At 63.6% G+C, this 12,421-nt stretch carries 8 protein-coding genes and 1 pseudogene; all 9 read right to left on the reverse strand.

Annotated features, from left to right (window positions below; genetic code table 11):
* Positions 1 to 349: pseudogene (locus C5P05_RS19095) on the reverse strand (NADP-dependent malic enzyme); the annotation flags it as partial.
* A gap of 32 nt (positions 350 to 381) precedes the next feature.
* A complete protein-coding gene (locus tag C5P05_RS19100) occupies positions 382 to 1,146 on the reverse strand; it encodes an alpha/beta fold hydrolase (RefSeq protein ID WP_114971426.1) in 765 nt (254 codons plus the stop codon).
* A gap of 12 nt (positions 1,147 to 1,158) precedes the next feature.
* Complete coding sequence (gene lpdA / locus C5P05_RS19105; protein ID WP_114971427.1) at positions 1,159 to 2,931, reverse strand: dihydrolipoyl dehydrogenase; 1,773 nt, start codon at positions 2,929 to 2,931, stop codon at positions 1,159 to 1,161.
* A 13-nt stretch (positions 2,932 to 2,944) separates the two neighbouring features.
* Positions 2,945 to 4,558, reverse strand: coding sequence for a dihydrolipoyllysine-residue acetyltransferase (gene aceF, locus C5P05_RS19110; RefSeq protein WP_114971428.1), 1,614 nt, complete (start codon positions 4,556 to 4,558; stop codon positions 2,945 to 2,947).
* A gap of 17 nt (positions 4,559 to 4,575) precedes the next feature.
* A complete protein-coding gene (aceE, locus tag C5P05_RS19115; RefSeq protein WP_114971429.1) occupies positions 4,576 to 7,269 on the reverse strand; it encodes a pyruvate dehydrogenase (acetyl-transferring), homodimeric type in 2,694 nt (897 codons plus the stop codon).
* Positions 7,270 to 7,483: 214 nt separating this feature from the next.
* The gene (locus C5P05_RS19120) at positions 7,484 to 8,650 is read right to left on the reverse strand and encodes a Gfo/Idh/MocA family protein (RefSeq protein WP_114971430.1); all 1,167 of its coding nucleotides are present in this window, start codon (positions 8,648 to 8,650) and stop codon (positions 7,484 to 7,486) included.
* A 7-nt stretch (positions 8,651 to 8,657) separates the two neighbouring features.
* A complete protein-coding gene (locus C5P05_RS19125) occupies positions 8,658 to 9,587 on the reverse strand; it encodes a dihydrodipicolinate synthase family protein (protein WP_114971431.1) in 930 nt (309 codons plus the stop codon).
* A 14-nt stretch (positions 9,588 to 9,601) separates the two neighbouring features.
* Positions 9,602 to 10,807, reverse strand: a complete 1,206-nt coding sequence (mmsB, locus tag C5P05_RS19130; RefSeq protein ID WP_114971432.1) for a multiple monosaccharide ABC transporter permease — start codon at positions 10,805 to 10,807, stop codon at positions 9,602 to 9,604.
* A gap of 1 nt (position 10,808) precedes the next feature.
* A complete protein-coding gene (mmsA, locus tag C5P05_RS19135; protein ID WP_114971433.1) occupies positions 10,809 to 12,341 on the reverse strand; it encodes a multiple monosaccharide ABC transporter ATP-binding protein in 1,533 nt (510 codons plus the stop codon).
* Positions 12,342 to 12,421: the final 80 nt, after the last annotated feature.

Here is a 12,421-nt window from a genome sequence, read left to right on the forward strand (position 1 = left end):
CGGGGTCGAGCTCGTCGAGTTCAATGTCAAAGACGTCGATGCCGGCGAATTTCTTGAACAGGCAGCCCTTGCCCTCCATCACCGGCTTGCCCGCCAGCGGGCCGATGTTGCCCAGGCCGAGCACGGCGGTGCCGTTGGTGATGACGGCCACCAGGTTGTTGCGCGCGGTCAGGTTGCCGGCCTCGGCGGGGTTGTCCACGATCGCCAGGCAGGCTTCGGCCACGCCGGGCGAGTAGGCCAGCCCGAGGTCGCGCTGGGTCGCCATGGCCTTGGTCGGGTTCACCGAGATCTTGCCCGGCGTCGGGTAGCGGTGGTAGTCGAGGGCGGCTTCGCGTAAGTTGTCTGACATGGTGGTCTCCGTCATGGGGTTTGGAATTCGAATCAGCTTGTCGCCAGCGCCGGCAAGGGGCGCCCTGCGCGCGGCCCGACCAGCTCGCGCAGCCAGCCGTGCAAGGCCTGCGCCAGCGCCTCGGGCTGGTCGGCATGGACCCAATGCGCCGCATCGTCGATGTGCGCCAGGCGCACGCGGGGAAACAGGCGCTTGATATCCGCATGCGATTCGGCTCGCACATAGTCCGAGTCCACTCCGGCGACGAACAGGGCCGGCCCGGCGTAGTGCTTACGCATCAGCGGTTGCGGAAAACCGCACAGATCAGGCATGCACATGGCTGTTGCCATCAGGTTGATGCGCCAGTCGAAGCGCTCGTCGTGACACCGCAGGTTCTGCATCAGGAAGTCGACCGGAGCGCCGCCGCCCAGGTGGCGCATGGCCATCACGTAAGGCGAGAACTGGTCGCCGTAGCGTTCGGGTGCAATGTCAATCACCGCCACGCCGGCGACCGCTTGCGGGTGTTCCAGGGCCAGGGCCATGGCGGTCTTGCCGCCCATGCTGTGGCCGATCAGAATCGGTTGCTGCAATTGCTCGCGCTCGATCAGTGCCAGCACATCGAGCGCCATGTCGGGGTAGGACATGGCCTCGGCCCAGGGCGAGGCACCATGGTTGCGGGCGTCAGGCAGGTAGAACTGGTACGAGTGGCCCAGGGCTTGGGCGATCTGCGCCCAGTTGCGTCCGGCGCCGAACAGCCCGTGCAGGATGATCACGGGCGGACCGTTGCCAACAACCTCGAAAGCCAATTTGATGGACATGGCGGCTGCGTCCTATTTCTTCTTCTGCGGCGGCAGATCGGTGCAATGGCCTTCGAAGACCTCGGCGGCCATGCCAATCGATTCGCCCAGCGTCGGATGCGGGTGAATGGTCTTGCCAATGTCGGCCGGTTCGCAGCCCATCTCGATCGCCAGACACACCTCGCTGATCAGGTCGCCGGCGTGGGTGCCGACGATGCCACCGCCGATCACGCGGTGCGTGGCCTCGTCGAAAATCAGTTTCGTGAAACCCTCGTCGCGCCCATTGGCGATGGCCCGGCCCGACGCCGCCCAGGGGAACACCGCCTTGCCAATCTTGATGCCCTCGGCCTTGCACTGCTCCTCGGTCTTGCCGGCCCAGGCCACTTCGGGGTCGGTGTAGGCGACCGACGGAATCTGGCGCGCGTCGAAGAACGCGTTCTCGCCATGCGCGACCTCGGCCGCCACATGCGCCTCGTGCACCGCCTTGTGCGCCAGCATCGGCTGGCCGACCACGTCGCCAATCGCGAAGATGTGCGGCACATTGGTGCGCATCTGCCGGTCGACGCTGATGAAACCGCGTTCCGTCACGGCGACACCGGCCTTGTCGGCGGCGATTTTGTTGCCGTTGGGGCTGCGACCCACGGCCACCAGCACGAGGTCGTAAACCTGAGGGGCCGAAGGTGCCTTCTCGCCCTCGAAGCTCACTTCGATGCCCTCTTTGCTTGCCTTGGCACCAACGGTCTTGGTCTTGAGCATCACGTGACCGAAGCGGTGCACGTTCATTTTCTCCCAGACCTTGACCAGGTCACGGTCAGCGCCCTGCATCAGGCCGTCCAGCATTTCGACGACGTCGATGCGCGTGCCCAGGGTCGAGTACACCGTGGCCATCTCTAGGCCGATAATGCCGCCGCCAATCACCAGCATGCGCTTGGGGATGGATTTCAGCAGGAGCGCGCCCGTGGAATCGACCACGCGCTCGTCCTCGGGCATGAAGGGCAGCTTCACCGCCTGGCTGCCGACGGCGATGATGGCCTTGGCGAACTTGACGACTTTTTTGCTGCCGTCTGCCGCCACCACTTCGAGGTGATAAGGATCGAGGAAACTGCCGAGGCCGGTCAGCACCTCCACCTTGCGCGCCTTGGCCATGCCGGCGAGACCGCCGGTGAGCTTCTTGATGACGCCGTCCTTGAAACCGCGCAGCTTGTCGATGTCGATCTCGGGTGGGCCGTACTTGATGCCATGGTCCGGCAGGTGCGTGACCTCGTCCATCACCGAGGCTGTATGCAGCAGCGCCTTGGACGGGATGCAGCCCACGTTCAGGCAGACGCCGCCCAGCGTTGCGTAGCGCTCGACCAGCACGGTCTTCATGCCGAGGTCGGCGCTGCGGAAGGCGGCCGAATACCCGCCGGGGCCGGCGCCGAGCACCAGCACCTCGCATTCCAGATCGGCTTTGCCGCTGTAGCTCGCGGCATTCGGGATCGATGCCGCCGGGGCGGCGCTGGCCGCGGTCTTGGCCGGTGCTGGCGTTGCGGGGGCGGCGGATGCGGGCGCTGCAGCAGCGGCGCCAGCCGCCTCGATCAGCAGGATCACCGAGCCCTCGCCGACCTTGTCGTTGACCTTGACCTTGATCTCCTTGACCACGCCGGCGTGCGTGGACGGAATCTCCATCGAGGCCTTGTCGGACTCGACCATGACGAGGCCGGTATCGACCGCGATGGTTTCGCCGACCTGGACCATGACCTCGATCACGGCGACGTCCTTGAAGTCGCCGATGTCGGGGACTTTCACTTCTACAAAATTAGCCATGGCAGCAGGCCCTTTAGAACAGCACGCGCCGCATGTCGGCGAGCAGGTTGGCGAAATGGACGTTGAAGCGTGCGGCGGCGGCGCCGTCGATCACGCGGTGGTCCCAGGAGAGCGACAGCGGCAGGGTCAGGCGCGAAGCCCAGTTCTTGCCGTCGCTGGAGTGCTGCTTCCAGTAGCTCTTGCAGACGCCCATGATGGCCACCTCGGGCGCATTGATGATGGGCGTGAAATAGATGCCGCCAATGCCGCCCAGCGATGAAATCGTGAAGGTGCCGCCTTGCATCTGGTCGGGCTTGAGCTTGCCGTCGCGCGCCAGTTTGGCCAGTTCGCTCATCTCCTGGGTGATCTCGGGCACGGTCTTTTTGTCGGCATCGCGGATCACGGGCACCATGAGGCCGTTGGGCGTGTCGGCGGCAAAACCGATGTGGTAATACTGCTTGAGCACCAGGGCGTCGCCGTCGAGGCTGGCGTTGAACTCGGGGAACTTCTTCAGCGTGGCCACGGCGGCCTTGATCATGAAGGGCAGCATGCTGATCTTGACGCCGGACTTCTCCAGCTCCTTGTTCATCTGCACGCGGAACTGCTCCAGATCGGTGATGTCGGCCTCGTCGTGCGTGGTGACATGCGGGATGACGACCCAGTTGCGGTGCAGGTTGGCGGCCGAGATCTTCTTGATGCGCGAGAGCTCCTTGCGCTCGACCGGGCCGAACTTGGCGAAGTCCACCTTGGGCCAAGGCAACAGGTCCAGCCCGCCACCGCCAGAGGCCGGTGCTGCAGCCGCCTTGGCCGATGCGGCCGGCGCGCTGGCCGCAACGCCACCGCCTTTGGCGAAGGCGTCGACATCGGCGCGCACGATGCGGCCATGTTCGCCGCTGCCCGTGACACGGCCGAGATTGACACCGAGTTCACGCGCCAGTTTGCGCACAGCCGGGCCGGCATACGCCAAGGCGAAAGCCGTTTCATCGATGCCACTGGACACGGCGGAAGCCGAGGCGACCGCAGTAGCCACTGGGGCCGCCGCCACAGTGGTCGGCACGTTGGCCGCCGCAGAAGCCGCAGGCGCGTCCCCGGTGGCCAGGGCCATGACGATGCTGCCTTCGCTGACCTTGTCGCCAAGTTTGACGCGAATCTCCTTGACCACGCCACCGAGCGGCGCTGGCACGTCTAGCGTCGCCTTGTCGGATTCGAGCGAGATCAGCGGGTCTTCGGCCTTCACCGTGTCGCCAACCTTGACGAAGATCTCGATCACCGGCACGTCCTTGAAATCACCGATATCGGGAATGCGTACCTCGGCCAGCCCGGCCGGTGCACTCACCGGCGAAGGCGGCGCGCTGATGCTGGGTTTGGCCACTTCCGCCGGGGCGCTGGCAGCGCCGCCCGCGGCGTTCGCGTCCTCGAACTGCATGATCACGCTGCCCTGGCTGACCTTGTCGCCGATCTTCACGCTGATGGCCTTGACCACGCCGCCGCGCGGCGCCGGCACATCCAGCGTGGCCTTGTCGGATTCGAGCGAGACCAGCGGGTCTTCGGCCTTGATGGTGTCGCCGACCTTGACGAAAATTTCAATCACCGGCACGTCCGTGAAGTCGCCGATGTCGGGCACTTGGATATCGATTGTTTGGCTCATGTGTTGTCCTCGGGCGTTCAGACGGTCCACGGCGCGGCGCGCTCCGTGTCCAGGCCGTACTTGGCAATGGCGTCGGCGACGACGGCCGGCTTGATGACGCCGTCATCGGCCAGCGCCTTCAGGGCGGCCACGGCCACGTAGTAGCGATCAATCTCGAAAAAGCGGCGCAGCTTGGCGCGGTAGTCGCTGCGGCCAAAGCCGTCAGTGCCCAGCACCACGTAGCGGCGGTCCGCCGTCTGCACGTACTCGCGCACCTGGTCAGCGTAGTTGCGCATGTAGTCGGTGGACACGATCACCGGGCCGTCGTGGCCTGCGAGGCAGGTCTCAACCCAGCTCTTGCGCGCTGCCTCGGTGGGGTGCAACAGATTCCAGCGCTGCGTGGCCATGCCATCGCGCTTGAGTTCGTTGAAGCTGGTGGCGCTCCAGATATCGGCGCTGACGTTGAAGTCGGCCTTCAGCAGCTCGGCCGCGGCGATCACTTCGCGCAGGATGGTGCCGCTGCCCATCAATTGCACGCGCAGGCCCTTTCCCTTGCCCGATGTGGCCGTCTTGCCGCCGTCCTTGAGCTTGTACAGGCCCTTGAGAATGCCCTCCTCGGCCCCCGCCCCGGCGTCAGTCAGGCCAGGGTGCGGGTAGTTCTCGTTCATCAGCGTGATGTAGTAGAAGACGTCCTCCTGCTCCTCGTACATGCGCCGCATGCCTTCGCGCACGATGGTCACCACCTCGTAGGCAAAGGTCGGGTCGTAGGAGATGCAGTTGGGAATGGTGGCAGCGATGATGTGGCTGTGGCCGTCCTCGTGCTGCAGCCCTTCGCCGTTGAGCGTGGTGCGGCCAGCGGTGCCGCCCAGCAGGAAGCCGCGCGCCCGGATGTCGCCCGCCAGCCAGGCCAGGTCGCCGACGCGCTGCAGGCCGAACATCGAGTAATAGATGTAGAACGGAATCATCGGCACGTTGTTGCTGCTGTACGAGGTCGCCGCCACGATCCAGCTCGACATCGCGCCGCCTTCGTTGATGCCTTCCTGCAGCACCTGCCCGTCCTTCGATTCGCGGTAGTACATCAGCTGGTCGGCATCCTGCGGCTTGTAGAGCTGGCCCACCGACGAGTAGATGCCAAGCTGGCGGAACATGCCTTCCATGCCGAAGGTGCGCGATTCATCCGGCACGATCGGGACGATGTGCTTGCCGATGGTCTTGTCGCGCACCAGCGTGCCCAGCATCTGCACGAAGGCCATGGTGGTGGAAATCTCGCGCTCGCCGGAGCTGTCGAGCAGGCGCTGGAAGGTCGTCAGCGGCGGAATCGGCAGCGCGGTGGAGGTGCGCCGGCGCTGCGGCAGGTAACCGCCCAGAGCCTGGCGCCGGGCGTGCAGGTACTTCATCTCCGGACTGTCGTCCGGCAGTTTGACGAAAGGCACCTTGGCCAGATCCTCGTCGGACACCGGGATCTGGAAACGGTCGCGGAAACCGCGCAGCGCGTCCTGCGTCATCTTCTTGGCCTGGTGGGCGATCATCTGGCCTTCGCCCGATTCGCCCATGCCGTAGCCCTTGACGGTCTTGGGCAGGATCAGCGTGGGCTGGCCGGTGTGCTTGACCGCTGCGGCGTAGGCGGCAAAGACCTTCTCGGGGTCGTGTCCACCGCGCGTCAGGCCCCAGATCTCGTCGTCGCTCATGTCGGCGACCAGGGCCTTCAGTTCCTCGTACCTGCCGAAGAAATGCTCGCGCACATAGGCGCCGCTCTTGCTCTTGAAATCCTGGTACTCGCCGTCCACGCACTCTTCCATGCGCTGCAGCAAGAGACCGCTCTTGTCCTTGGCCAGCAGCGTGTCCCAGCCACCGCCCCAGACCACCTTGATGACGTTCCAGCCGGCGCCGCGAAACACCGATTCCAGTTCCTGGATGATCTTGCCGTTGCCGCGCACCGGGCCGTCCAGGCGTTGCAGGTTGCAGTTGATGACGAAGATCAGGTTGTCCAGTTTCTCGCGCCCGGCCAGCGAGATCGCGCCCAGCGATTCGGGCTCGTCCATCTCGCCGTCGCCCATGAAGGCCCAGACCTTGCGCGGTGCGGTCTCGGCCAGGCCCCGGCCCTGCAGGTACTTCAGGAAGCGCGCCTGGTAGATCGACATCAGCGGCCCCAAGCCCATCGAGACCGTGGGGAACTGCCAGAAGTCGGGCATCAGCCAGGGGTGCGGGTAAGAGGGGATGCCTTTGCCTTCGGTCTCCTGCCGATAGCCCAGCAGTTGCGCTTCAGTCAAGCGGCCTTCGACGAAGGCGCGGGCATAAATGCCGGGCGAGCAATGGCCCTGGATGTAGATCAGGTCGCCGCCATGCGCGTCGGTGGGCGCGTGCCAGAAATGGCCGAAGCCGATGTCGTAGAGCGTCGCCGCCGACTGGAAGCTGGCGATGTGGCCGCCGAGTTCGGAGCTGTCCTTGTTGGCGCGCAGGATGATGGCCATCGCGTTCCAGCGGATGATGGAGCGCAGCCGGTGCTCGATGGCGCGGTCACCGGGCGACTTTTCCTCGGCTTCGGGCGCGATGGTGTTCTTGTAGGCCGTGGTCATCGAGTTGGGCACATAGATGCCCTCACGCCGCGCTTCGTTCACCAGGCGGTTGACGATGTAGTTGGTGCGGCCCGTGCCACGGTGTTGCTGGACGGCGCGCAAGGCATCCATCCACTCGCCGGTCTCGAGCGCGTCGAGGTCGTCATTCACGTTCATCTTGTCTCCTGTTGTTATCCCATGTCGCAAGGTCGAGGCGACAGGGGTTAACTCAGGTATTGCAATGGACGTGCCAACCCGCCCAGCGCCGAAATTCGACGCTAAGTGGTTGTTTTTAAAGCGTTTTAACCATCCCTCGTCGGCGACTCGATACGAAGCGCCGGAATGGGGCTACCGGCCTCGTATGGTTTGCCGTCCGCCCGGCTAGGGGTTATTACCGAGGGACTTTGACCCACACCCCATTGCCCTGGCTGGACCGAACCACGCCATCGACAAAGCGGATGCCCTGCAAGCCATCGCTGGCGTTGGGGAAATGCAGCGCCAGCGGATCTGCGCGCTGGCCGGCTCGGCGCGCGGCAATGGCCTCGGCGGCGTCGGAATAGAGATTCGCAAAAGCCTCGTGAAAGCCCTCGGGATGGCCGGCCACGATTCTTGAGGAGCGGGCAGCCAAGGGCAAGGTGCCCGGCCCGTTGGGCGTTCTGTTTTGGGCCGGCGCATCGAGCGGTTTGAAGCCCAGGACCTGGGGGCATTCCTGCAGCCACTCCAGGCTTCCGAGCGCGCCGCTCACGCGGATGCGCAAGCTGTTTTCGACACCGGCGGCGGCCTGGGTGACCCAAAAGCTGCCCCGTGCACCCTGGCTCAAACGTAAGAGGGCGCCGGCAAAATCATGCGTCACCCGGTCCGGCACGATGCTGCCGACCTCCGCCGCCACCTGCTCGACTTCCAGCCCGCTGATGAAACGCAGCAGATTGTGGGCGTGGGTGCCGATGTCGCCCATCACCAGTGACGGCCCACCGCGCGCCGGGTCATCCTTCCAGGCCACACGACTGGCGCCGCCCCTGGCCCGCCCGCCTTGCACGTACTCCACCTGCACCAGCCGGATCGCCCCCAGCTGGCCGGCGGCGATCATGGCTTTGGCTTGGCGCACCATGGGGTAGCCGGTGTAGTTGTGCGTCAAACAGAACACCAAACCCGTCTCCCGCACCCGTTGCTGCAATTGCTCAGCCTCGGCCAGCGTGTTGGTCATGGGCTTGTCGCAAATGACGTCAAAACCCTTGTCGAGTGCCGCCATGGCGTACGCGAAATGGCTGTCGTTGGGCGTCATGATGGCCACCACGTCGGCGCCATCGGCGCGGGTGGCTTCCGTTGCGAGCAGCTCCAGCGCACTGGCGTAACAACGCTCCGGGTTCAGACCGATCTCCCGACCCGCGCTGACGGATTTGTGCGGGTCGGACGACAGGGAGGCAGCCACCAATTCATAGCGGTCGTCGAGCCGCGCCGCCTGCCGGTGCATGGCCCCGATGAAGGAGCCGGGACCGCCCCCGATGACGGCCAGGCGCAGTCTGCGACCCAGCATGGCAATAACGGGATTCAAGGACATGGTGTTTTCACTTTCCCCAGCGCAAGACCATGGGGTCCAGGCGGCGCGCGGTTTCAATCAGCCCGGCCCGGGTGGCCGGGTGCATGGCGGGAAACGGATGGCGCGGTGCTTCGCAGGCAATCACGCCGCCTTCTTTCATCAGGGACTTGGCTGCCAGCAAACCGCTTTGCCGGTTCTCGTAATTGATCAGGGGCAGCCACTGCTGGTACAAGGCGGCGGCCTCGTCGCGCCGGCCTGCCATGTAGGCGTCCACAATCAGGCGGATACCGTCCGGGTAGGCCCCGCCGGTCATGGCGCCGGTCGCGCCGGCATCCAGATCCGGCATCAGGGTAATGGCTTCTTCGCCGTCCCACGGGCCTTCCACCGCGTCACCACCGAGGCGGATCAATTCGCGCAGTTTGGCGGCGGCACCGGCGGTCTCGATCTTGAAGTAGCACACCTGCTTGATCTCCTGGGCCATGCGTGCCAAAAAGGCGGCGGACAGGGTGGTGCCGCTGACCGGCGCGTCCTGGATCATGATCGGAATCTCAATCGCGTCCGACAGCCGGGCAAAGAACTCGAAGGTCTTTTCCTCCGGCACGCGCAGGGTGGCGCCATGGTAAGGCGGCATCACCATGACCATGGCGGCACCGGCCCGCTGGGCCTGCACGCTGCGCTGGGCGCAGACCTGCGTGCTGAAGTGCGTCGTGGTCACGATCACCGGCACGCGGCCCTTCACATGCGCCAGAATGGTGTCGGTCAATAGCACGCGCTCGGCATCCGACAGCACGAACTGCTCGGAGAAGTTCGCCAGGATGCACAGACCGGTCGAACCGGCATCGATCATGAAGTCCACGCACCGCTTCTGGCTGGCCAGATCGAGTTCGCCCGATTCGGTGAAGGTGGTCGGCACCACCGGAAATACGCCTTTGAAGCGCGCTGTCTTAGCTGCATTCATTTCAAATTTTCCTTTTATTTTTTCTTGTTGTATACATCGACACACACGGCGGCCAGCAAGACCAGGCCCTTGATGACCTGCTGGTAGTCAATGCCGATGCCCATGATCGACATGCCGTTGTTCATCACGCCCATGATGAAGGCGCCAATCACGGCGCCCAGCACCTTGCCCACGCCACCGGACGCCGAAGCGCCACCGATGAAGCAGGCCGCAATCACATCCAGCTCAAAGCCCAGCCCGGCCTTGGGCGTCGCCGTGTTCAGGCGTGCCGCAAAAATGAGCCCGGCCAAGGCCGCCAGCACGCCCATGTTGATGAAGGTGTAGAAGGTCAGCCGCTCGGTGTTGATGCCGGACAAGCGGGCGGCTTTTTCATTGCCGCCCAGTGCATAGACGCGCCGGCCGATGGTGGTCCGGGAGGTGACAAAGTCATACACCAGCATCAGCAGCAGCATGACGATCAGCACATTGGGCAAGCCCTTGTAGGAGGACAAGAGATAGCTGAAGGCGGCGATCATGCCGGCGAACACCAGATTCTTCAGGATGAAGAACACATAGGGTTCGTTGTCCATGCCGTGCTTGACGCGCTCGGCGCGGCCACGCACCTTGGTGACGAGCAGCACCAGCGCCATCAGGAGGCCGGCGATCAGCGAGGTGATGCGCAGGGTTTCGCCCTCGAACGGGTCGGGAATAAAGCCGGTGCTCAAGAGCTGGAACTCGGCCGGGAACGGCCCCACGGACGAGCCGCCCAACACGGCCAGCGCCAGCCCCTTGAACACCAGCATGCCCGCCAAGGTGACGATGAAGGACGGGATTTTGTAGAACGCCACCCAGTAGCCTTGCGCCGCACCGATCACGCCGCCCAGCGTCAGGCAAATGATAGTGGCGGGCACATAGTGCATTTTGTACTCGACCATCAGCACGGCGGCGACGGCGCCCACGAAACCGCAGACCGAGCCCACGGACAGGTCGATGTGACCGGCCACGATCACCAGCAGCATGCCCAGCGCCATGACGATGATGTAGCTATTTTGCAGAATCAGGTTCGTCAGGTTCAGGGGCTGGAACAGCGTGCCGTCGGTCATCACCTGGAAAAACACCATGATGGCGACCAGCGAAATCAGCAGCCCATATTCGCGCAGGTTGTTCTTGAGAAAGCCCGCTCCGCCTTCAGATTTTTGCAGCGGTGCGCCCGCGGCTTTGGCGGTAGTTGTCGTTGCCATGTCAATTCACTCCTGATATCACGATAGATCGCATAATTTTTTCCTGGGTGGCCTCAGCCGCCGAAAACTCGGCCACAAACCTGCCCTCGTTGAGCACGCAGATCCGGTCGCACATGCCCAGCAGTTCCGGCATTTCGGACGAGATCATCAGCACGCATTTGCCCTCGCTGGCCAGCTGCGCGATGATGGTATAGATCTCATACTTGGCACCCACGTCAATGCCGCGAGTCGGCTCATCCAGGATGAGCACTTCGGGGTTGGAAAACAGCCACTTGCTCAACACCACTTTTTGCTGGTTGCCGCCCGACAGGTTAACTGTGTGCGCAAACACGTCAGGACTGCGAATATTGAGCTTGCGCCGGTAGGCCTCGGCAACGCCAAACTCTCGGCCCTCGTTAATCACCGAATAACGCGACACACCCTCCAGATTGGCCAGGGTGGTGTTCCAGGCAATGGTTTCGTCCAGCACCAGCCCGTAGCCCTTGCGGTCTTCCGTCACATAGGCAATGCCGTGGTCAATCGCTTTTTGCACCGTGCTGGTGTCGATCTCCTTGCCGTGCAGGAACACTTGCCCACTGATGCCCTGACCGTAAGTGCGACCGAAAATGCTCATCGCCAGTTCGGTACGGCCCGCGCCCATGAGCCCGGCAATGCCCACGATCTCGCCGCGTTTGACGTGAATATCGACGCCCTTGATGACCTGGCGATCCGCATGCTCCTCATGGTGCACCTGCCAGTTCTTGACCTCGAACACCTCCTCACCAATGTTCGGCGTGCGTTTGGGGTAGCGGTCGGCCATTTCGCGGCCTACCATGTACTTGATGACGCGGTCCTCACTGACAGGCTCTTGCGCGCAATCCAGCGAGGCCACCGTGGCGCCATCGCGCAGCACGGTGATGGCGTCGGCGACCTTGGAAATTTCGTTGAGCTTGTGCGAGATCAAAATGCAGGCGATGCCCTGGCGTTTGAGCTCCAGCAGCAATTCCAGCAGGGCGTCACTGTCGGTCTCATTCAGGCTGGCGGTGGGCTCGTCCAGAATCAGCAGCTTGACCTCTTTGGACAGCGCTTTGGCAATCTCGATGAGCTGCTGCTTGCCCACCCCGAGGTTGGTGATCAAGGTGCCAGGCGACTCCTTCAAGCCCACTTTTTTCAGCAAGGCCTGCGTCTTCAAAAACGAGGTCGACCAATCGATCACGCCGTAGTGCGCTTGCTCGTTACCGAGAAAAATGTTTTCGGCAATCGACAACAAGGGCACCAGCGCCAGTTCCTGGTGGATGATGATGATGCCTTTCGCTTCGCTGTCGGAGATGCCCTTGAAGCGGCATTCCTGGCCGAGAAAGCGGATCTCGCCCTCGTAGTCGCCGTAAGGATAAACGCCACTCAGGACTTTCATCAAGGTCGACTTGCCCGCGCCGTTTTCACCCACGATGGCGTGAATCTGGCCCGCGTGCACGGTCAGGTTCACATCACTCAGCGCCTTCACGCCGTGGAACGATTTCTTCATTCCGCGCATTTCAAGAATGGGATTCGCCATATTGCCCCTGCGTTGCTCGTGTCGTCTGGACGACCCTCTGGAAAATGTAAAAAGGCCCTGCGCATTCCGGCACAGGGCCC

The sequence above is a fragment of the Rhodoferax ferrireducens genome (genome assembly GCF_003347515.1).
Lineage (GTDB): Bacteria > Pseudomonadota > Gammaproteobacteria > Burkholderiales > Burkholderiaceae_C > Rhodoferax.